Origin of the sequence: Xanthomonas sp. D-109 (genome assembly GCF_017746095.1) — a bacterium.
Lineage (GTDB): Bacteria > Pseudomonadota > Gammaproteobacteria > Xanthomonadales > Xanthomonadaceae > Xanthomonas_A > Xanthomonas_A sacchari.
Genome location: NZ_JAGHWV010000026.1, coordinates 145228 through 166492, shown reverse-complemented (window position 1 = coordinate 166492; position 21265 = coordinate 145228). Strand labels below are relative to the sequence as shown.

Annotated in this window: 16 protein-coding genes and 1 tRNA gene; 7 read left to right on the top strand and 10 right to left on the bottom strand. The window is 58.0% G+C overall.

The annotated features are described in order from the left end of the window. Window positions 1-71: 71 nt before the first annotated feature. The 3 genes from J7357_RS19345 (at window position 72) to J7357_RS19335 (ending at window position 5510) form a co-directional block, all read left to right on the top strand. Window positions 72-3521: a DEAD/DEAH box helicase gene (locus J7357_RS19345; protein ID WP_209248982.1), complete on the top strand. Its 3450-nt coding sequence runs from the start codon at window positions 72-74 to the stop codon at window positions 3519-3521. Window positions 3522-3696: 175 nt separating this feature from the next. Continuing rightward, window positions 3697-4635 carry a phospholipase D family protein gene (locus J7357_RS19340; protein WP_209248980.1) on the top strand — a complete coding sequence of 313 codons (939 nt, stop codon included), beginning with the start codon at window positions 3697-3699 and terminating at the stop codon, window positions 4633-4635. Between the two features lie 35 nt (window positions 4636-4670). Next, window positions 4671-5510 carry a hypothetical protein gene (locus tag J7357_RS19335; protein WP_209248978.1) on the top strand — a complete coding sequence of 280 codons (840 nt, stop codon included), beginning with the start codon at window positions 4671-4673 and terminating at the stop codon, window positions 5508-5510. A gap of 56 nt (window positions 5511-5566) precedes the next feature. On the opposite strand, the gene J7357_RS19330 is transcribed toward J7357_RS19335, so the two are convergent. Continuing rightward, complete coding sequence (locus J7357_RS19330; RefSeq protein ID WP_209248976.1) at window positions 5567-5800, bottom strand: hypothetical protein; 234 nt, start codon at window positions 5798-5800, stop codon at window positions 5567-5569. A gap of 160 nt (window positions 5801-5960) precedes the next feature. Next, a complete protein-coding gene (locus J7357_RS19325) occupies window positions 5961-6629 on the bottom strand; it encodes a hypothetical protein (RefSeq protein WP_209248974.1) in 669 nt (222 codons plus the stop codon). Between the two features lie 326 nt (window positions 6630-6955). Between J7357_RS19325 and J7357_RS19320 the strand changes: the two genes are divergently transcribed. After that, entirely contained in the window at window positions 6956-7696 is a 741-nt protein-coding gene (locus tag J7357_RS19320; protein ID WP_209248972.1) for a DNA/RNA non-specific endonuclease, read from the top strand. Window positions 7697-7813: 117 nt separating this feature from the next. On the opposite strand, the gene J7357_RS21440 is transcribed toward J7357_RS19320, so the two are convergent. The 8 genes from J7357_RS21440 to J7357_RS19280 all read right to left on the bottom strand — a co-directional run bounded on the left by J7357_RS21440 (window position 7814) and on the right by J7357_RS19280 (window position 19236). Continuing rightward, window positions 7814-8146: a hypothetical protein gene (locus tag J7357_RS21440; protein ID WP_244667668.1), complete on the bottom strand. Its 333-nt coding sequence runs from the start codon at window positions 8144-8146 to the stop codon at window positions 7814-7816. Between the two features lie 313 nt (window positions 8147-8459). Then, window positions 8460-9368: a hypothetical protein gene (locus J7357_RS19310; protein ID WP_209248970.1), complete on the bottom strand. Its 909-nt coding sequence runs from the start codon at window positions 9366-9368 to the stop codon at window positions 8460-8462. After that, window positions 9320-14101: an RHS repeat-associated core domain-containing protein gene (locus J7357_RS19305; protein WP_209248968.1), complete on the bottom strand. Its 4782-nt coding sequence runs from the start codon at window positions 14099-14101 to the stop codon at window positions 9320-9322. Before J7357_RS19305 ends, J7357_RS19310 begins: the two co-directional genes overlap by 49 nt. A 221-nt stretch (window positions 14102-14322) precedes the next feature. Beyond that, entirely contained in the window at window positions 14323-14718 is a 396-nt protein-coding gene (locus J7357_RS19300) for an H-NS family nucleoid-associated regulatory protein (RefSeq protein ID WP_209248966.1), read from the bottom strand. Window positions 14719-15027: 309 nt separating this feature from the next. Then, window positions 15028-15450, bottom strand: coding sequence for a hypothetical protein (locus J7357_RS19295; protein ID WP_209248965.1), 423 nt, complete (start codon window positions 15448-15450; stop codon window positions 15028-15030). Between the two features lie 27 nt (window positions 15451-15477). Further along, window positions 15478-16827 (bottom strand): site-specific integrase, encoded by a 1350-nt coding sequence (locus J7357_RS19290; RefSeq protein ID WP_209249045.1) that lies wholly within the window; start codon window positions 16825-16827, stop codon window positions 15478-15480. A 252-nt stretch (window positions 16828-17079) separates the two neighbouring features. Further along, window positions 17080-17153: transfer RNA gene (locus tag J7357_RS19285), tRNA-Gly, on the bottom strand. 259 nt (window positions 17154-17412) lie between these two features. Further along, the gene (locus tag J7357_RS19280) at window positions 17413-19236 is read right to left on the bottom strand and encodes an autotransporter domain-containing protein (protein ID WP_209248963.1); all 1824 of its coding nucleotides are present in this window, start codon (window positions 19234-19236) and stop codon (window positions 17413-17415) included. 173 nt (window positions 19237-19409) lie between these two features. Between J7357_RS19280 and thiS the strand changes: the two genes are divergently transcribed. The 3 genes from thiS (at window position 19410) to trmB (ending at window position 21265) form a co-directional block, all read left to right on the top strand. Beyond that, the gene (gene thiS / locus J7357_RS19275) at window positions 19410-19610 is read left to right on the top strand and encodes a sulfur carrier protein ThiS (protein WP_010341814.1); all 201 of its coding nucleotides are present in this window, start codon (window positions 19410-19412) and stop codon (window positions 19608-19610) included. Window positions 19611-19674: 64 nt separating this feature from the next. Further along, window positions 19675-20469, top strand: coding sequence for a thiazole synthase (locus tag J7357_RS19270; RefSeq protein WP_017910410.1), 795 nt, complete (start codon window positions 19675-19677; stop codon window positions 20467-20469). Between the two features lie 10 nt (window positions 20470-20479). Beyond that, window positions 20480-21265 carry a tRNA (guanosine(46)-N7)-methyltransferase TrmB gene (trmB, locus tag J7357_RS19265; RefSeq protein ID WP_209248961.1) on the top strand — a complete coding sequence of 262 codons (786 nt, stop codon included), beginning with the start codon at window positions 20480-20482 and terminating at the stop codon, window positions 21263-21265.

Below are 21265 nucleotides of genomic sequence, written 5' to 3'. Positions count from 1 at the left end.
CCCTCCAAAGCCTTGCTAGCGCCAGAGCTTGTCCTACACTGCATGGGTAGCCCGCAGACCTGAGCCCACGGATGAGCCGCCCGCATCTATCTAAATCCATCGACCAGCTCGAAGAGCTTTACGCTGCATCCCTTTCCGACGAGGCCACGCTTACCGAACTCGCGGAGGAACTTGGCTTTCGTCGAACTCCGCGTGCCAAGGAGCTTGCTACTGAGGTGGTCAACGCCTTGGATCGCTACCGGGCACAGGCCCGGGCTGACAACGCGCACAAGCAGGCGCCGCCTGGTCCACCGGGCGCACCAACCGAGCCAACGCGCCCCCGTCCTCGTCCTGAGACGAGCAATACGACGGAACATCCACCTGGGACCACCATCCCCGAGCCTGAATTCAAACCGGTGAACTACATCAATCGCGCTCCGGACATCCTCGATGCTTGGTCAGCTCTGGAAGTGCTCTCACCCACGACCTTCAAGCGCCGAGCAGAGCTTGCGAGCAACATTGCGCAGAATATCGTTTCGATTGGACCAGGGCTGCCTTGGGATGGCGGCTCCGCGCGCTCCAAGCCAAACTTCAAGGTCTACTTTCACATCGTCCTCGGAACGCTTGCCGCTGAACCTGCTTTCGGCAAGCTTCTGACGCGCTTTCAAGACGCACGCCCCAATCCGCCCAACGTCAAGGGCGAAGTCGTTCTGGCGTCGATCCTGGTCGACAAAGACGGACTGCTGGCTGGCGACATGCCAGTGTCCCTCTCGGCTTTTGGCTGGGGGTTACCCGTTGCGCTCGAAGGCTCGTTGCACGATTTGGCTTCCTGGACTAGGGAAGAAGGCCGCCTGATTGAGGGCCTGACCAAACAGCTTCGCCCCGATCCAAGTGGGACAGATACTCCGATTGCTTACGCCACGCTCCAAAAGGCGTTCTCTTGGCTTGTGCAAACCCTAAGACTCCCTGCCGATCTGGTGCAAGGCCCACAATTTGCTGTCGCTGCCTATATGGGCTTCCGAAGCAGCCTTGTTCCGGATCCGCTTCTGCTCAATAGCTTCTTCTTGCGCGACTTAGCCCAAGCTAAGGATCGCGCGATGCGCCAAAAGCTTCCGCCCGCGTTGGCGCGCTTTTTGGGGCAGACCAAGCCATCGGAGCGGCATGATCTTTTGCATGACCCCCATGCGCTTGACCAAGCGTTGTCGCCTGCCATTGCGCCCCTTGGGCGCTGGGTCACTCCACCCAACCAGCGTCCAGCGCTTTTACAGCAGGTGGCGGTGAACCTAGCCTCGCAACTGCCTAAGACGAGCCCGCTGCTTGGCGTCAATGGCCCGCCTGGCACCGGCAAGAGCACGCTACTGCGCGATGTCGTGGCCGATCAGCTGACGCGTCGGGCTGAGGCCATGTGCGCCTTCGATGATCCCAAGAAGGCCTTCAAATCCTCATGGAGCAAACGCATCAAGGGCGAGACCCAAGAACTTTTCGCGCCGGATCCATCGCTTCGTGGCTTTGAAATGGTCGTGGCAAGCTCGAACAACAAGGCGGTCGAGAATGTCAGCGAAGAGATCCCGGCGCTCAAATCGATTGCCTCCGAGAGCACGCTTCGCTACTTCGAGCCGTTAGCAACCCAGATGCTTGGAAAAAACGCCTGGGGCCTTTCCGCAGCTGTCTTAGGCAATGCAACCAATCGCTCGCGCTTTCGGAAAGCGTTTTGGACTGAGTCGCATCTTTCGTTCAAGACCTACCTAGAACGCGTCAGTGGCGTCACGCCACGCCAAGAATCCGACCCCGAAGGTCTGGCTGAGCTTTGCCAAGCCCCCTCAAATCCAGCTGAGGCACTGACGCGTTGGCAGCAAGCGAGGCAGCAGTTCCAGACTTGCTCAGCGCGAGTGCGCGTGCGCCTGACAGAGTTGGAGTCGCTTCGACATGCGCTTGGCGCGCTGCCTTCTCTGCGGGAGCGCGAGCAACACGCCTCGCGGCAAAGGACCGATGCTGAGCGAAGTGCTGCCGTAGCTATGGAGTCTTCGCAGACAGCGCAGTCGGTATCGAGCGATAGTAGGAGACAGCTTGAAAGCAGCCGGGAAGCACTGAGCCAACACGAGCGAGGACGTCCGAGTCTGTTCGCCCTGAAACGCCTGTTTGGTTCAAGCGGCGCTAAACAGTGGGAAGCTGCACATACCCCTCTTGCTCGCGCGCATGATCAAGCACAAGGTGCCTACCGGAAAGCAAAGTCCAAAGAAGATGCGGCGCTCGAAGCATCTGAGCAAGCGCACAAAGCTGCCCGTAATGCCGCCGCATCTCACGCCACAGCAAAGGCGGCACTGGACAAGGCCCTTGCTCAATGCGGAAGCATTCAAGTGGGGGACGGTGCTTGCGTGCTTGATGCGAGCTTCCACCATCTTGAGCACGGCGCGAAGAATTTGGCGTTGCCTTGGCTGGATCGCCAGCTTCAAGCCGAGCGATCCGAGCTGTTTGAAGCCGCAGTGGCTGTCCACCGCTCGTTCATCGATGCGGCAGCCTTGCCGCTCCTTCGCAACTTGAATGGCCTTGTCGGCGGCAACTTCAAGCTAGGCGCTGATCGCAAGCACCTGGCAGCAGATCTTTGGGCAAGCCTATTTCTTGTGGTGCCGGTTATTTCAACTGCCTTCGCGTCAGTCGAGCGTATGTTCAACCAGCTTCCTGACGAGAGCCTAGGTTGGCTGCTCGTCGATGAAGCTGGCCAAGCAACGCCTCAGTCGGTTGTTGGCGCGTTGCTTCGCACCAAGCACGCGCTCATTGTGGGCGACCCATTACAGGTAGAGCCTGTGGTGCCGCTGCCACCCGTGCTCACGCAAGCTGTGATGCGCGAGTTCAAGGTTGACCCGGATCGCTTTGCTGCTCCCAACGCTTCTGCTCAAACGCTTGCTGACGACGGAAGCTTGCATTGCGCGCGCTTTGAAACCACCTCAGGTTCTCGCGCGGTTGGCGCGCCGCTTCTGGTCCACAGGCGCTGCGCCTCGCCGATGTTCGACGTCTCCAACCGAGTTGCTTACAACAACCTGATGGTTCAAGCCAAGGTGCCTGAGACTTCGGTCATCCGGGATGTCTTGGGTCCATCGCGCTGGATTGATGTTCGCGGAAGTGGACGCGATAAGTATTCGCCTGAGGAAGGCGAGCAAGTGGTCGCGCTCCTGCGAGCGTTGCACGCAGCCAGCATCGATCCTGATCTCTATATCGTCACGCCATTTGTCGTGGTGCAGGACGAACTTCGAGATTTAGCCCGTCGCTCGGGCTTGCTCAACGGCTGGGTGGACAACCCTTACGAGTGGACTAAAGAGCGCATTGGCACCGTGCACACAGTCCAAGGCCGGGAAGCGCAAGCCGTGATCTTCGTATTGGGTGCTCCGCAGTCTTCCCAGCACGGTGCGAGAGGATGGGCTGGATCGACGCCAAACCTCCTCAATGTTGCAGTCACGCGCGCCAAGGAGGCGGTGTATGTCATTGGCAATCGATCGCTTTGGTCAGGAGCCGGGCACTTCGCGATGCTGGACCAGATGCTTTGACAAGAACGATCTGCCTCAAGCGAAATTTTGAACGAAGCCTTTCTTTCAGAAACACGCCATGAGCATCTCCAAGAAAAGGTCAGCCAAGCGATCTATGCATTCCGAGCTTACACAACCGACTGGGATCGGATAGTCCGAGCTAAAGTGGCCCTAACAAGAATGGAGGCTCCGCAACATGGTAGTTCTCATCAAGGATCAAACGGATCTAGTCGAGTGGATCAAAGGCCAGGATGCTGACCTTGATCTTGCAGTTGCGTTTTGGGGAAAGAGCGCGTCAACAGTTTTGCAACTGAACAAGCCTGGCCGAATCGTTCGCGTCATCTTGGAGCTAAGCCAGGGAGCTACAAACATCGCAGAAGTCAGGATCCTGATGACGCTGAGCGGCGTCCAGATCAAGACACTGGATCGCCTCCATGCCAAGGTTTACATCGGCACAGATGAGATGGTGATCGGGAGTGCGAATGCATCATCTGGCGGACTTGGTGTCGCCGGATTTGAACACTTGCACTGGAAAGAGCTTGGCTTGCGCACCAGTGACCAAGCATCATTGGCTGAGGCGAAGGCTTGGTTCGAAGTGTTGTGGAGTGACGCCAGGACGATCGAACCGACTGAGCTTGATCGTCTAGAGAAGCTCCAAGAGATCAGAAAGAAGCAAGCCGTTCCGATGGTCTCCAACGGTTCAACGCTGGACGCTTTGAAGAAGCATCCTGAGTTCTTCGCTGATCAAGCGATTTGGGTGACTGTGGTGACCAGCAAGCTGAGCGATGCACAAGAGAAGAAGCGGCAGGAGCGGCAGCTTGAAAATCCTGACATCGAGGTCTACGCGTATGCCCAATGGCGCAAGATGCCTCAGAACGCAACCATCATTAGCTTCACTTGGTATCCGGGGGAGAAGTTCAAAGCCGACAAGCCGCTCATCTATCAAACGCCCGATGGACGTCAACGTGGTGAGATGCAATACATCCAGCCAGGAAAGCTTCCTTGGTTTGAACTCGGCGATCTCAAGCAGTGGGAGAGTGCCGTCATCAAGTTCCGCGATAGCAACCTTGCGAAGTGGAAGCGCGAACATGGCATCTACATGCGGCTAAGAGATTTTAGGGAATACATCCTCTAATCAACCCTCCATCGACCTGAAACGGAGCGGCACACGTGACCGAGTTAAATGATGTTCAGCGCTTCAAGCTTCGTAACCGCGTCCTTCTGGATGTTGAGGCTGAACTCACGGATGACGACAAATATCAGGTGGGTCGCTACAAACTCTATCGCGCCATCAAAAATCATATCCCTAGCCTGCCCTCAGCCCCTTACCATGATCCGCTCCGAGATTTGGCGAGCATCCCAGGGGCTGCCATGGTTTTCAGTGAGTGCTTAGCCCGCGCTCTTCGTGAACTTGCGAACCATATCAACACCTTTGGGTCCATGATCAAAAAGTTGGAGGCTTGGGATCTGCTAATCGAACGCCTTGATGACGAACAGATCTTTTCCCTGTCACTTGAGCACATTGAGCCTTTGGCCAATCTTGCGATATCCGCGCCCCAGTCTCTACGAGGCCAATTGATCTTCGCAGCGGTTGAGTGCGGAGCATTGGCCAACCCATTTGTAGGAAAGGAGCATGGATGGAATGGAAAGAGCAATGTCGACATGCGCGTTGCCAAGAAAGTTGCAGGTCACTGGTCAGCATGGCCCGCACTGGCCGCAGCTCTCTCAGCTCTTCAAGTTGAAGAACTAAACGAAGCCAGTAGTAATTTCAGGAATGACTATCAGCATGGGGCTCCGCGATCATTGATCATCGGGATTACAACGCGCACGACCTGGATAGATCAAGGAGAAGGAAAGCTTGGATGGGGCATAAGCAACGAGGATCCGATCAAGCTTAGAGAGATCATCCCTCATCTTAAGAGTGCGCATTCTAAAGCCCTGAAAGCTTTAGATGCCTTCCACGAACTCTCCAAAGAATGGGCTGCTGCTATGCCGCCCCTTCCCCAATGATGATCAAATTTTGGGACTCACCGTGGCACAGTAGGGGTCAAGGGTCACCATGACGACTACAGCTCACTAATGTTAGGAACCCCATCCTCGTAGTCGCACGCAATGAGCGTGCCGGTTTTATCTTCGATGCGATGGATCTCGGGAGCGCTGAACCACTCTTCGAAATCGAAGTCCCTGTTTGCAATTGTATTGACATCGCATTGAGCAAGCGCATCCTGTGGCGAGCTTGCTTCGACTGTCATGTAGTGGGCGACTTGAACAATCGCATTGATCTCGATGACGTATTTCATGCTGCTCTCCGTGCTTGGCGACCCACCAAGCTTCGGAACGCAATTTATGCATCAGGCCCGGATAGCTACAGGACTAGGTCGTCCCGGATCGCTGAACAGTCATTCATTCATCCGTCGCCGGCAATCCTTGCGGCGAGATGCATCAGGCAGTCAATGCGTCTTAGGGCGACCGACCGCGCGGAGTAGGCCTCGTCTCTTCTTCAAGATCTTGGCGATCCAGCAAGGCCATCTGGGCTGCATGGACCGCCATCAGATGCGAGCGGTAGGCGTTTCGCCAGCGCCTCTTCTCAGGGCTTGATTGCCATGGCAGCTCCAAGGCCTGATCGATGGTCAGGGCCAAGATCGTTGCGCCTTGCTGGAAAGCGTCTTCAATCGCACTCATGTCGAGCCCCGTGATTCCTGCATGCGAGATCACGCTCTTGATCTTGTCGGGCGACTCTCGGATCACGATGAAGGGAATGCCCTTCCCTGTTCTGCCGAACTTGCCCGAAATCGGCTCTTGGATCTGCTCTCGAGCTTTGGTGACCTGGGCATACCACGTCAGCAAGTCCACCTTGGTGATGGATCTTGGTGTGCTTTTGCTCACTGCAAAGGGATTGCCATGCTCTCGTTTGAGCTTGTCGAACTGACGCCTTGGGATGCTAAGGTAAAACTCGGCCATCGGCTGCGTGAAGCGCGTTGTGCTCGGTGAGCGATCAAGTCGCTGCTTCAGGCCATCAAAGTCTCGACTGGCAATGGTAGCTAAACGCTCATGGCGCTTGGCGATAACTTCAAGCGCTGCACGGAGAAATCCCTCTTCGAAGCTTTCCGCCTTGCTGATGTTCGTCATCGCCTCTCCCAGCATTCGCACGCGTGATGGCCACACAAGACATGGCGAATTGATGGCTGCATGTTGACAATTTTCATCTTCGCGAGCTAGTTCACACCTTAGCCAATCGGCGGTTGACCCGCTTAGCGTGCTGTTAGATACATGTCTCAACCGCGTGCCACTCCGTGGCAAAGGGGCGCGGTTGTTGTATCTCCCATCACACCGGCACCGAGCCGGTTTCGGCTGTCTGCTTTACCTCCGTCAATTTGCGCGTTGCTCAACAGGCACGGCCTTGTCCGTGCGTGTTGGGTTCATGCGCCCTGCCCAACCACATGGAGAAGTGCACTATGCGATTCCGGATCTTCCTCGCCGTCTTCTTGTTCACCACTGCCAGCGCTGCAGCGCAGGCCCAGGTTGTCACCCTCAACAAGGGTGGCTTCATCCTGACTTACGACTGCACCGAGCACACGGCCACACGATACGAATACTCGCTCAACGCCGACACCGGGTCAGCCGCGCGTCCGTCTGACTTCAAGCTCGATACGACGCTTCCGAACGGTTGTGGTGGTCAGACGTCGACCAAGTCTTATGCGAGCGTGCGCTCGGGCTACGATCGCGGCCACTTGGTCACGTCCAACCACATGGACTACAACTCGACTTACATCGTGCGCGCCAACCTGATGTCGAACATCGTGCCGCAGGTTTCGGGTTTCAACCAGGGCATTTGGGTGCAGGCGGAGAACGTCGCCGAGTGCTACCGCGACATCAAACCGGTGAAGGTCTACGGCGGCGTGGTCTTTGGCGACACGTCGAACGACTACTTCCTGTCGAGCCATGGCATCCGCACGCCGGAATACTTCTGGAAGACCATCATCACGACCGATCCGAGCACGGGCGCTGAGAAGGCCATCAGCTGGATCATCCCGAACCAGACTGGCCTGGGCAGCCTGGACGACTACATCGTGTCAATCGCTGATCTCGAAGACCTCATTGGCGCGAGCAATGTCGGCATCACTGCATCGTCTGCGGTCAAGAACATGCTGCCGGCGACGACTTGGAAGCTGCCGAGCAATTGCGATCTGAGCTGAGCACACGCCGGCTTCGCAACGCGTTCCCTCGAAGGCCCTGGGTCACCACCTGGGGCTTTCTCTTCACTGGGCAAGGGATAGCTACGAGGGGAGTCCCGCTCAATCGGTAGCATCCGCTCAACTGGTGGCGTCGCCTTGCAGCACAGGCAGCGGCTGGCCTGCAGCAGAACCAATCGGCAGGCGGGATTCGGCCCCAGGGGTCACAACGATGACGGTAATGACATCGTCTTGCAGCGAGTTGATCTGGACAAACTTCAACCCCGCCTTCTCGAACACATAGGCCTTGAACAGCGGCGAGAGACTTACGTTTGGCTTGCCAAGTGGCACGCGCTCTCCCATGCCCTCGATGACATCGGCAGGGTTAAATGTCGGCTCCACCGCCTTGCACAGCGGTGATAGCCCAGCACCGACCATCGCCAGTCCGAGCGCTACTCCGTAATGGACTCTCATCGATCGTTCCTTGAGGTAGGGAGCTAGGTAGACGCTACTGCTGGGCAGAAGGGGCCGCAAGCGCCGCCCGTAGGCACTGAAAAACCGTCTACAAGATTGGACAAATGCACTCTTCAATCGATGGCCTCGGTGCCCTACCGGCCCTCGAAGACCGCGAAAAGCAAGAGTGTCAGCCAGAGCATCCTAGATCGACCGGATGACCAACGGAACCAGCACGGCAAAATCTTCTATGCACCCACAAAAAAGCCCCGATCAACTCGGGGCTTTTCGCCTGCTACCTATCAAGTAGATCAGTCAGGATACTTGGGAAACCTCAATCCTTCTTGGGCGGGCCACCGAAAAATCCCAGTTCGATCCACAACGCCAAGGCGCGCACAGCAATTTCTAGCGAGTGACTGTCTTCATATCTTCCTAGACGCAGCGCCGCCAATGACTGGACCTCAGGCGGCATCATGAATGCCGCTTTCTTCTCGCCTTTAGCTCTCTTCTTGACGACGAAGCTAAACGGCATCAAAGGCCAATATCGAATGGTCGGCCATGTATGAGTCGCATATACCCTAGTGAGGGATGAAGGCTCCATCTGCGCCGAGATCTTGGCACCATCGCTTCCTACCCCAGAGAAATGAAGCAGCCCATCTTTTTCGCCGGCAACAGATAGCCCAACTTTCGCAAAGGCGTCTCTTGCTACCTCGTTGAATATTTGCTTCCGCGCAACGATCGCTTCGCCTCCTTTCAAATCGATGGCCGGTCCACGTGTGACGACGCAGAGATTCTCAACCTCTTGTTCGACGCTTTCTTGATAGGCCGGCAGATGCGCTGAGAGCATCTGTCCGAGTTGCTCAGGAAAGAACCGCACGAGCAAATTGCGCTTTCGCAAGAAATCCAGAATAGGATCATCCAAGATAAGCCCAACAGCCTTATTCACCTCATCCCGAGAGGTGGCACTCCACTCATCAAGTTGGACACCAAGCTCACTCTCCCTTTCCTTAGCGGCAACAAAAAGTTCCGGAGACGACTGATTTTCAACAAATTTATGGTAGCTGTCGGGCCCAAAAATAGTCGTCGCGAGAGCCGTCTCACCTTGGATGCTGGAAAATCCCCGATCGGCGAAAATCTCGTCAATCGGGGCCAGGCCTAGCTTTTCGTTCGAAATTTGCAAAATGAAGATCGCCCTTACTTTTCCGGATACAACCGGTTTTCGAATGTGGGCAAGACATACCAAGGCGAGACGTTTTTCATGTCCCTCAAGGTGCGATCAATCTCTCGACCCACTGGGTAATCCACCAAGTCCGCCCTATAAAAAACCAAGCCCGTGTTACCCGGGTGTGTATCGTGATAGAGCGTTAGTTCATAGACTTGACGCAAAAAGCCCCTGCCAACCTGGACGGTTCCAAGATAATCGCCGTCTTTGAAAAGATTACCAGTTGACTGACCGGCAGTCCAGCCTGTGCACATCTTACTCTTCTCGTCTGTGACAGGCCTGTTCGCAGACTTCAAGTAGCGAGCTATCTGAGGCTTTGCTATCCGGCGGTAAAGCTCTTCGTTATCACGATTTGAGATTGGCTTCAACTCAAAGACAGTCTTGTTGACTGGATCATAAGCGTCAGGGCGACCGCTTTCAAAGGTTCCGAAATACGTGTCGTTGGCTCCGTATCCCATGCCGGTGACTTTTGCGCTGAAATAGTAATGCGCGCCTATGCCCACCATCAGCTTATTCCACCAGCCAGGGACCTCAGCACCCGCAGGCTCCCACTCCAACCCGAGCGGATCGGCAGCCGAAAACGGCTGAGAACCCGCATAGCTGAAAGTAGAAACGCCTCCATTTAATCCTATGGGATCGGATTGAATATAGCGACCACTAACCGGATCATAATCCCGAAATGCGTTCTGGTTAAGGCCGCTGGCGGGGTCATATAGCTGGCCCGGATAGCGCATATCCAGAGAAAATCCAGACCCGTCCATGTCCGGATCTTCGTTTGGAGGACTCGCTCCAAAAGACTCGCCCATCAAATCCCATTTCCACACTGCCTTGTCTTGGGAGGGGTCAATGACGACACGTGGAGTGCCAAGATGATCTGCCTCCACATACTTCAAACGATTGTTTGAACTACTGGCACCTTGCAGCAGGCCAACTGGCTGGTCGTCAAGCCAGATCGCTTGCTGGACGGCTTGCCCGGCACCATCGAAGTCACCCAACCAATGACCCGCAGGGTCGTAAAGCCTGTGAATTGCGCCATTTGCGGTGGTGCGCTTCGCCTGCTGACCATGGCCGTTATAGACGTATGTTCCAAGCACGGCACCGCTGGCTTTGGCTTCGGACATCCGACCAGCGTCGTTGTAGATGAACTCTTTCGAAGCTCCCCCAATCGACGTCGTGTTGCCAGAGCTATCGTAGGAACGCGCCTGCCCAGCGATGCTCGACAGCCGATTGGTGTTTGCCTGATACGAGTAGGCCTGGTTACCGGAGGCTGTTGACAACCCGGAGCGATTTCCAACCGCGTCATAAGAATAGGACTCGATCGAAACCCCAGTCGCGCCGTCTCGGAAGTGCGTGAGTCGTCCTACACCATCGTAGTCCAGCGTAGCGCGCTGCGTCGTTCCAGCAGCATAGCCAAGCCCAACCAAGCGCCCCGATGCGTCATAGCTTAGGCCTACATCAATGCCACCGTTCCCAGCGTCCTTGATCGATTTGGCCCGATAACTGCCATCAAAAGTCCGCGACAAGGTTCTGCCGTTGCCGTAGGACCAAGCGATAGCAGGCCCGAAGGGCGCATAAGTCACCCCCTCAAGCAGCGTCTCCACACCGGTGCTTGGCGTATCGACACGCAGAGCAGAGACACGCCCCTGCGCACCGTAGGCATAGTTGACGATTGAGCCGTCCGGATAGGTTCTTGAAGAAATCCTTCCTGCGGCGTCATAGGTGTCTACAAAACTCAGAAGCGTGCCGTCACTTGCGGTGAAAGACGTCCGCACCAAGTCTCCGAAACTGTTGTAGCAGTATTTCGTCTCGCCACTCTGATCCAGCATGCGAGTCAATCTTCCCACGGCGAATGCCTCCGCCTGAGCACAGCTATTTTGCACCTCGTCATACACATACTGGATTAAGGCGTCGCTACCGGACTTTACTGAGGTCAGACGGTTGAGCGCATCAAAAGTTCGGGTTGTGACCACACCACGCGCGTCCGTCGTCTCAATCCTATTGCCAGCAGCATCTACGCCATGTGTGCTGATCCCCGTGTCCGGGCTCTCAATTCCGACAGAATCGCCAAGCGTATTGAACGAGTAAGTTGTGGTCAGTCCATTGGGATCCTTCACCGAGTCCAGGTTGCCCAACGGATCATAATGGTAGTCAGTTTTCTGATTAAGTCCCGTCGCGTCCCTTACAGCCTGCGTCAGTCGTCCTAACTCATCGTAGTGCCGTTCATCAACGATGTTCAACGCCGACGTGGTCGAGGTCAGGCGGCCCTCGGCGTCATACCCCAACTCGGTCGCGTTGCCATCATGATCGGCCTGGGTCACAGCCTGGCCCAACGAGTTGTAGATCGTGGAATTCTGACGACGCACCACGTTGTTGCTATCGGTTACAGTCTCCTGGATACGATTTCCATCGTTGTCCAATGTGTAGGCAAGCTGTGCCCCGGAATTGTCGGTGACCTTTATCAGGCGCCAAGCGGCATCGTAGTCGAACTTCCTCCAAGTGCCGTCCGGGCTTGTGATTTGCTTAACTTTCCCGGTTGGCCAATACTCATATAGCGTGACCCGATCATACGATGACGGCGCGCCTTGGGCTCGAATGGTGACGGAAGATACATCGCCTCTCGGTGTATACGTAGTAGACGTCACAACCCCGTTTCTATCTTTGGCCGAGGTCAAGCGCCCCATTGGGTCATAGGAAAGCATCTCGGTGCTTTGCCCCAGAGCATTAACCACCTTCCATAGATCGCCCTTGCGATAAGCGCAAGCACCACCGGTTGTGCAAGAAGGATCGTCAGAGGCGTAGTAGAGATACTGCGTGACATCGTTCACGTCGAGGCGCGGACCATCAATTGCCTTGAGCAGCCCTAAAAGCGGACAGTTGCCACCCGCTGCAACATCCGCAGCCTCACAGTAGGAGTAGGTGGTGGTTCTTTCTCCAACCCCGCCTGCACCTATCTGGCTTGCCGCTGCCAGTTGGAGCCTCCCATTTCTGATGAATTCGGTGGACCCACCAGCATCCTGCACGCTTGCCACGCGGTTTGACTGGTCCATGATGCGTTCGACAACGACACGCTCTGATGGTGTTCCCGCCGCTTCGGTTCTGCTTTGCAAACGATAGCTCGTCCCATTTACGGACTCTGACGAATACGCATAGTTGGTCACAATCCCCGATCGACTAGTCGATGAGGATAGGCGCCCTGCGTTCGGGCTATTGGGACCATAATATGAATATGTCCGCGTTCCCGCCGAATCAGCGATCGAGGTTATCTGCCGAGAGCCTCCTACCGTGGTAATTGCATAGGTCTCAACTTCGCCCAACGCATTGGTGACCTGAGCACCACTTGGCGTGTAGGTGATGGAGGTCGCCCCGACACCGCCAGCCAGGTTGCTGCTTATTGCGCGCCCCTTTGCATCGTAGGTGAAGGTGCTTTGTCTTGATCCAGACTCGTCGGTAATTCCAGTCAAATGCCCCCGGAAGCGACTGTCTTCATAATGGTAGATGCGCGAGTTTCCATCGGGGTATATCACCGACTGGAGGATACGATCCGCATAGGCGAAGGACGCTAGGACCACGCCTGAGGATTCGATCGATGTGATCAATGCGCCACTCGAATCGTCGCTATACTTATATTCTATATACCTGCCCTGCCCGGAGTGGACCTTCCAAAGCCTCGAGTATTGGTCATACTCGTAGTTGAGTGTCCGTCCATTTTCTTGGACAAACGACTGCAAGCGTCCACTCTGGTCAAACTGATAAATTCCTGAGGCTCTTCTCAGATCCCAGCCCGTGCTCGACGAGACCAAGACATCTCCGCTTCCGTCAGTGGCAGAGTAGCTTGTGCTGTCTACTGGGGCGAAGGTGGTTGTGTAGCCCGCGCCATTGATCAGGATGGCGCTCGCTGTGGTTACGTTTAGTCTTAATCTATGACTGTCCGACCAACCGTGACCGTAGGCACCAGCCTGGGTTGAATAGCCCGAGTGGTAGGATCGAGTTAGGTCGATCCAGGCCAAACTTGCGTCACTCTCCTGCTCTACTTGCTCTCCTGTCTTGATATCGCAGGGGTCACCAACCTGGGCACTCGGCGCGCCTTCGTCAGCTTGACATTCGGATTTCTGCGTGACGATTGATGCGATAGCCCATTCGTTGACGCAGCCGCCGAACGCGTTCTTCCAGTTGGTAAAATATTGCTGTGGCGGACAGTCGTAATATCTAGTCCGCACGAGCTGCATATGATCTTGACGCAAGTCGCAATCGTCTGAAGAGTAGCGCGTCAGCGTGTAATCCTTGTTCTGCGCTTGACCACCATACGTCCCATCAGAATCGGTCGCATACCAGTCGCTGGTTAACTCGATACTCGGATATGGGCACGTCGGCTCGTTGGAGTATGTTATATCCAGCTGCTCTTGCAGCGCTTCTTGTTCAGTTGGCCAGGAGTTAGCCATCTGATATGCCCACTCTTTATCGTTGGGCTGCTTTATCCCTATCCAATAATTGATCTTAATGAGCCCTTGCCCTATATCCTCAACATCCCTTATCTCTTTAACATAAGAGAATATTCCATCATAAAATGATGCAGGCGCTGGGATAGTCGAGATAGCTGCTTCAGCTTCTTGCTGAGTTTGGTATATGCCAACCTGCTGTCCGTTCAAATCATAAAGAGTGAAAGTCTGATCACTCTCTTGCGCAAGGCCCGTCTGAGCGACAAGCAAAAGCAGTAATGAAATGACAGCCAGTGCCGCATTCTTGATCTTGTTCATCGCAACTCCTTTTTGCGAAGCGCGCCGTTCGATCTATTGAGATCGATAGAACAGCACTCCTAGCAATCCATGCCATTTGGCGGGCTAAACCGCCGACATTGTTAGCACGGCCGCATGCGAGGATCAAGTGACCGCCGTCGCATTATGAGCGCGCTATACAGTCCACTTGCAAAAAAGCCCCGATCAGCTCGGGGCTTTTTTGCCTACTGTTTATTGCAAGATCAGCCCGGATATTTGGGGAATTTTTCGTCCGGGTGGTTCTTTTTCCACTCTTGATAAGCCGAGGTTCCTTCCCAAGCCTTGAACGCCAAGGGCGTGCGTCCGCGACCAGACCAAGTCTCTTGAGTGTGCGGAAGCCAGTATTTTGGAGCCACTTCCTTTTTAGAGGTAGCTGCCTTCTTGGGCCTTGCCGCACCATTGATCACAAAGCCGGCAATTTCGGAGCGCTGCTTGGCATTGAAATACTCAGCAAACTCGCCGAGCAGCTTCACCACTTCGGTGAAAGCCTCGGTAGCCTGATCTTGCCGCAGTTGGGCTTCTTGCTCTTCCAGCTTGCGAAGCTCTTCCTCCAGCTTGGCTTTGGCGGAGGTGATCGATTCCAAAGATTTTTTACTCACAGACGCCCTTTAATAAGATAGAACCAACGGCTTGACATGCTCCGTTATTCGATTAAAAAAAGCAAGCCACCCTCATCGACGACACTAACATGAAAGTTGAAGAATTTTGGAATAAAGCCTTTCTTGCAGCGCTCACCCGCCTACCTGCTGACGATGCAAAGACGGAAGCTGACAAGGCAACCGAGTTATGCATTATGCGGTGGCAGAGAAATACTCAATCCTGGATTCCGTCTCATATTCATCGGTGGCAGAATGTGGAAATATCAGCCATGCCCCCTACAACCCGAGGCGAGGAACGAAAAAGACCATCTAAAATATCGTTTGTGCCCTCAAAAAATTTGCTACTTGCTCTTTTAAAACTTCGAGGCTTGAACTTACGCTCACGACACTTCCGGTAGCTGGATGCAAAACCCACAAATTCTCGTCAGGCTGGAACTTGCTTTCAGCCACTCCTGCAGCGCCCCATGCAATAACCAAAGCTATTTTAACGGGCACTCCTGGGTTCCAATTTCGAACCAAATTACTTCCTGTCGGCCAAGCTGACTTCGGTGTAGAAGCGGCCCAATTTTTTTCGCTCTGCAGTCCATTTTCGCGCACAAATGATTGCAGGCCTTCTGTACCAGAGATAGAACTGCACATACCAGCGAGAGGTGTATTGACGTCTTTGAAGTAACTAAACCATGATAATCTTTCACTATTAAGCGAAAGATCTACAAGCTGCACAATCGCCATGAGCCATCTCCTTAAATGTTAGTTTAGTTATTTATTTACCATGTTCAATTCATTTAAATTAAACACACCCTCAAGATAGCTGGGCAGCGTGATGCCAAGTGTAAATCGACTCAATGTCGCTACACGATCGGGCAAAGTCCGTCGATCGATGTAGAACTTCTCCAACACCCCCTGTCCTCGCGCGTGACCTGTGATTGCCGCAATGGCTGATGCTGATACGCCCGCCTCATCCAAACGCGACGCAATGGTGTGGCGAAAGCCATGAAATCCTTGCCCCTTCGCCGTGATCCCTTGACGTTTAATGTAGACGGAAAACTGTCGACTCAACTGTCGACCAAAGCCCAGTCCGGTGCTGTTGGGCAGATGAGGAAAGATCTGCGTGTGTCCTGCTTGGCGCACCTCATCGATATAGATCAGAAAACCCGCATCGATCACCGGCTTGGCCAACGGCACGAAACGGCGGCTGTTCTTGTTCTTGACGCTTTGGCCCTTTCCACCTTGTCGCACGAAGAACCCTGGCACCCCATCGATCGTGTCGATGTCCTCCACCCGAAGCTGCGCGATCTCATTCACGCGTGCACCTGAGTAAAGCCCGAGCATCGGACCAAACCATCTGTGCGGATACTTTTTAGCCCATGCCGGGAAGGCGACAGGGTCGAAGATGGCCTTCAACTCGGCATCCGTGAAGGGCTCACCTGTGTCATCTGCGTCAGGCGTGGCAATCGCGCGGATGCCTGCCAATGGATTGCTTGGCAAAAGGCCTGCTGACACGAGCGACACGAAGAACACCGACAAGCGCTGACGGTGCTTGGCAACCGTCCAGGCGGCAGGCTCGGGAACTTGATTGGCTTGGGCAAGCGCCACGACCTCCATGACCGCAAGGCCCTTGTAGGGTGCGCGCTTGGTCGCATTCGACGGCCACCACCGCACGACATCAAAGAAGGCGCGCACATGGTCTGCTGTTAGCTCGGACACCGCTATGTCTTGCCCCACGGCGCCCGCGAACAAACGCAGCGAGTGACGGCTTTCAAGCACGGTCTTGCTGTGGAGCTTGGCGCGACCCAAGTCCCCCAAGTGATCGGCAATCGCTTTGGACAACAGCGGGCCAGACGCTTTGGTCTTTCCGGTGCGCCAGCCACTTGGCTTGTTGGTCGCGGCATTTCCGCTGGCTGGCTCACGCAACAACTCAGCGAACAATGCTGCGTCTTCGGGGGTATCGATCTGGGCTCTACCCAAATGCGTGCCATTAGGCAGCGTCACATCGGTCAATGTGAGTTCGCGCAGTCCTTGCTCTCGAATGCGGCGCAGCACTTCGTCCAGATCCACCGGGTTCCCCTGCCTCAATGCTTGGAACGCGTTCGATAGTGCCATCCCCATGTAGGCAGACACCAGACGCGCAGCATCGCCGGGGCGAAGATGGAGAGGACGAACGAGATATCGCGAGCCGACTTGCCCCCGCAAATCAGCAGGAACCAAGAAGCGCACATAAAGGCCTGATGGCCGATGCAGCAAGAAGGGCTTGGGCAAAAACGATACCTCAAACGATACCTTGGGAGGTCGTTCGAGGCGGTCTTCAGTCGGGAGAAATAGTCAGCGCGGTCAAGAACTTAGCGCTAGCATTCGCGAGACTGGAGCGGGCGATGGGAATCGAACCCACGTCAGTAGCTTGGGAAGCTACAGCTCTACCATTGAGCTACGCCCGCGTTGCCGGTGCAGTCTATGCGCTGGGCCGGGGGTTGCGCAAGAAATCGGGGGGATGCGGCTGCAGCGCGCCGTGTTCCCGAAGCGGCCGGCGATCATGCCCCGGCAAATGCGAAAGGGGCTTCAGTCCCGACGGCTCGCACTCCGAGGCGTCGGGGCTGAAGCCCCTCCCACAACAGGCATGGCTGCCCTTGTACGGCACGTCGCTCGCCCTACCCTGCCCGGCGCGTAGCCGGGCAAGGCGGGCGAACTCGGCGTTGCTTAGAAGCTGCCGCCGAAGTTCACGAACAGCGAGGTGTCGTGCGCGCGCGACTGGCCGGTGGTGGCGGCGATGCCGACGTTGCTCTCCAGGCCCCACATCTTGGTCCGCGCGCCCAGCACCACCGAGGCGTAGTTGCGGTCGAAGTTGATGCCCGGCACCGCGTACTCGCCCAGGTCGGACATGGTCTGCAGGTACGCAGTGGCTTCCTGGTTCTTCTTGAACTCGTGGTCGTAGGTGGCCTGCAGGTACGGCTTCACCATGCCGGCGTCGATGCTGGCCTTCCAGCCGATGCGGCCGACCATCGACTCGACGTCGCGGTCGCTGTAGCCCAGCGCGCTGGAGTTCGGGTTGCTCTCGGCGTAGCCGTCGAGCTTGACCTTCTGCCAGATCGCCGCAGCCACCGGGCCGTGCCTGAAGCTGCCTTCGCCGAACTCGTAGCCGCCCTGCAGCGCCGCGGTCAGGTTGCTGCCGTCCGGCGAGCCCTTGTGCTCGATGGTGGCCGGGCCGAGGTTGACCTTGCGGGTGACGTCGTAGCTCAGCCAGGTGTAGCTGACCTGGGCGTTGACCCAGGCATGCTCGCCGTACCAGCCGGCGAAGCCGCCGAGGGTGCTGTCGTCCTGGGTGTAGTCGCCGCCGCGGTTGCCGAAGTCGGCATCGGTGCGACCGAAGCCGCCGAAGCCGCCGAACACCCACTCGCCACGCGACCAGTCCACGCCGAACAGGCCGGCCGGCGCCAGGCCGTCGTACAGGTCGCCGTGCTGGTAGCGCTGCATGTCGCCGCGCAGGTTGCCCCACCAGCGCACGCCGTCCGCTTCCGGGCGGCCATCGACGTGCCAGGCGACCTGGTCGGCGCGCGAGCGGCCGACCATCTGCGCCGAGTGCGTCAGGATCTGCTGGGTACGCGGGCCTTCCAGGATCGACAGCGCGTACTGCGCCAGCAGTTCGTGGGTGCGGCCGGTCGGGTGCACGCCGTCGGCGAACACGTAGGTATCGGCGGCATCGGCGCTGACGTAGCTGGTCGGGTTGCAGGTCAGCGACTGCGCGGTGATCTGCGGCTGGCAGGCGGTGCCGGTGACGTTGGTGAAGCCGTAGGTGCCCGGATTGGCCACCACTTCCTGCAGCAGGTGGAAGGTGTCGACCGGGATCACCCGCAGCCCGGCGCTCTTGAGGCCGGAGAACAGGGCGGTGTTGTACGCGGTGGCCAGGGCGGTGCCCTGCGCCATCGCCGCGGCGCCGCCGGCGCGGAAGCGCGGGGTGATGCCGACGTCGGGCAGGTTGTTGACCATGACATAGCGCGCGCCGGCGTTCTGCAGGCTGGCGACGATGCCGACTTCGGCGGTCACGGCGTTGCCGATGGTGGTCTGCACCGGCGCCCCGCCGGCGATGGCGAACAGGTCGTTGGCGCCGCCCCACACCGAGTACAGCGCATTCGGGTCGGCCTTGCCGCCGTTGGCGGCCAGGTAGTTGCTGGCCTGGGTGGCCAGCGACGGCGCCACGCCCAGCGCGCTGGCGTTGGCCACGCCGACGCGCGCGTTGCCCGCGGCATAGTCGTCGCCGATCTGGCCATTGCCGTTGGCGGCGGCGTTGGTGCCGTAGTACTCGGCCACGTACTGCGCCCAGACGAAGTCCGGGTTGGTGGTGAACTGGCCGGTCACCGCACGCACCGAGGCCGGCAGCAGCGGTCGGTAGTAGCCGGCGTCGGTCAGGCTGTCGCCGAAGAACACGGTGCGGCTGTAGGTGGTGGACTGCGCGAACGCAGGCGCGGCGGCGAGCACGATCGCGGCGGCAAGCAGCGAGCGGAGCGGACGGATAGACGACGTCATGGAAGCCCTCCCGGGCACAGATGGAACACGAGAAATGAAGCCAAACTAGGGAGCGGCCGCACCATACGTCGCCGCATGGCCGACATCATTCCACCTATGCCGGACATGCTCACGTTGCACTGCCGCAAATGACACGACTCGCGCGCCAGTGGCACGCATTGCACAATGATGGCATGAACATCGAATTGAACGGCAGACAATGCACGCTGGCGCCGGCCACCACGGTGGCCGCGCTGCTGCAGGCCGAAGGACTGGGGCAGCGTCGGGTCGCGGTCGAGGTCAACGGCGAGATCGTGCCGCGCGGCGCGCACGCCACGCACGAACTGCACGCCGGCGACCGGGTCGAGATCGTGCACGCGCTCGGCGGGGGCTGAATCGGGCGGCTGCGCGCCGCGGCGCGGGCTCGGCAGGGCCGGTGCGATGGGCGATAATCCGCCGATGAACGCTCCCGCCCCCCACGATGCGCTGGTGATCGCCGGCAAACCCTATCGTTCGCGCCTGCTCACCGGCACCGGCAAGTTCGCCGATCTCGAACAGACCCGCCTGGCCACCGAGGCCGCCGCCGCGCAGATCGTCACCGTGGCGATCCGCCGCAGCAACATCGGCCAGAACCCGGGCGAGCCCAACCTGCTCGACGTGCTGCCGCCGGAGCAGTACACCATCCTGCCCAACACCGCCGGCTGCTACACCGCCGAGGACGCGGTGCGCACCTGCCGGCTGGCGCGCGAACTGCTCGACGGCCACAACCTGACCAAGCTGGAAGTGCTGGGCGACCAGCGCACCCTGTTCCCGGACGTGGTGCAAACGCTCAAGGCCGCGGAAATCCTGGTCGCCGATGGCTTCGAGGTGATGGTCTATACCAGCGACGACCCGATCCTGGCCAAGCGCCTGGAGGAGATCGGCTGCGTGGCGGTGATGCCGCTGGCCGCGCCGATCGGCTCCGGCCTGGGCATCCAGAATCGCTACAACCTGCTGGAGATCATCGACAACGCCAAGGTACCGATCATCGTCGACGCCGGCGTCGGCACCGCCTCGGACGCGGCGATCGCGATGGAACTTGGCTGCGACGGCGTGCTGATGAATACCGCCATCGCCGGCGCGCGCAATCCGGTGCTGATGGCCAGTGCCATGCGCAAGGCGGTGGAGGCCGGCCGCGAGGCGTTCCTGGCCGGGCGCATCCCGCGCAAGCGCTACGCCAGCGCCTCCTCGCCGGTCGACGGGCTGATCGGGTGAGGCTGCAGGCATGACCGATCCGTTCTCCAGCGCCGGCGCCAAGACCCCGCCGAAACCCTTCACCGTCGAGGAAGGCCATCGCCAGGTGCGCAGCTTCGTGCTGCGCCAGGGCCGCTTCACCCCGGCACAGCAGCGCGCGTTCGACGCGCTGTGGCCGCGCTTCGGCCTGGACTACCACGGCCAGCCGCGCGATCTGGACGCCACCTTCGGCCGCAGCGCGCCCAAGGTGCTGGAGATCGGCTTCGGCAACGGCGCCGCGCTGCGCCATGCCGCGCAGCACGACCCCAGCCGCGACTACATCGGCATCGAGGTGCACGCGCCAGGCGTGGGCCGCCTGCTCAACGCCCTGGCCGAGGACAGCGCCGACCACGTGCGCCTGTACCACCACGATGCGGTGGAGGTGCTGCAGCACGAGATCGCCGACGGCAGCCTGGACGAGGTGCGCATCTACTTCCCCGACCCCTGGCACAAGAAGCGCCACAACAAGCGGCGCCTGCTGCAGCCGACCTTCGCCGCGCTGCTGGTGCGCAAGCTGCGCGCCGGCGGCCGCCTGCACTGCGCCACCGACTGGGCCGACTACGCCGAACAGATGTGGGACGTGCTCGACGCCACCCCCGGCCTGGTCAACCGCGCCGGCCCGCGCGGCCACGTGCCGCGCCCGGACTGGCGCCCGCAGACCCACTTCGAGACCCGTGGCCAGAATCTGGGGCATGGGGTGTGGGATTTGTTGTATGACCGGGAATCGGGAACGGGGAATCGGGAATCGGAAGCGGGTTCGCCTGCCGCTCCCCGATAG

Excerpts from the sequence above, each read along its gene's own strand:
- J7357_RS19345 (WP_209248982.1), top strand. The coding sequence starts at position 72 with ATGAGCCGCCCGCATCTATCTAAATCCATCGACCAGCTCGAAGAGCTT.
- J7357_RS19340 (WP_209248980.1), top strand. The coding sequence starts at position 3,697 with ATGGTAGTTCTCATCAAGGATCAAACGGATCTAGTCGAGTGGATCAAA.
- J7357_RS19330 (WP_209248976.1), bottom strand. The coding sequence starts at position 5,800 with ATGAAATACGTCATCGAGATCAATGCGATTGTTCAAGTCGCCCACTAC.
- J7357_RS19325 (WP_209248974.1), bottom strand. The coding sequence starts at position 6,629 with ATGACGAACATCAGCAAGGCGGAAAGCTTCGAAGAGGGATTTCTCCGT.
- J7357_RS19320 (WP_209248972.1), top strand. The coding sequence starts at position 6,956 with ATGCGATTCCGGATCTTCCTCGCCGTCTTCTTGTTCACCACTGCCAGC.
- J7357_RS21440 (WP_244667668.1), bottom strand. The coding sequence starts at position 8,146 with ATGAGAGTCCATTACGGAGTAGCGCTCGGACTGGCGATGGTCGGTGCT.
- J7357_RS19305 (WP_209248968.1), bottom strand. The coding sequence starts at position 14,101 with ATGAACAAGATCAAGAATGCGGCACTGGCTGTCATTTCATTACTGCTT.
- J7357_RS19295 (WP_209248965.1), bottom strand. The coding sequence starts at position 15,450 with ATGGCGATTGTGCAGCTTGTAGATCTTTCGCTTAATAGTGAAAGATTA.
- J7357_RS19290 (WP_209249045.1), bottom strand. The coding sequence starts at position 16,827 with ATGGGGATGGCACTATCGAACGCGTTCCAAGCATTGAGGCAGGGGAAC.
- J7357_RS19280 (WP_209248963.1), bottom strand. The coding sequence starts at position 19,236 with ATGACGTCGTCTATCCGTCCGCTCCGCTCGCTGCTTGCCGCCGCGATC.
- thiS (WP_010341814.1), top strand. The coding sequence starts at position 19,410 with ATGAACATCGAATTGAACGGCAGACAATGCACGCTGGCGCCGGCCACC.
- J7357_RS19270 (WP_017910410.1), top strand. The coding sequence starts at position 19,675 with ATGAACGCTCCCGCCCCCCACGATGCGCTGGTGATCGCCGGCAAACCC.
- trmB (WP_209248961.1), top strand. The coding sequence starts at position 20,480 with ATGACCGATCCGTTCTCCAGCGCCGGCGCCAAGACCCCGCCGAAACCC.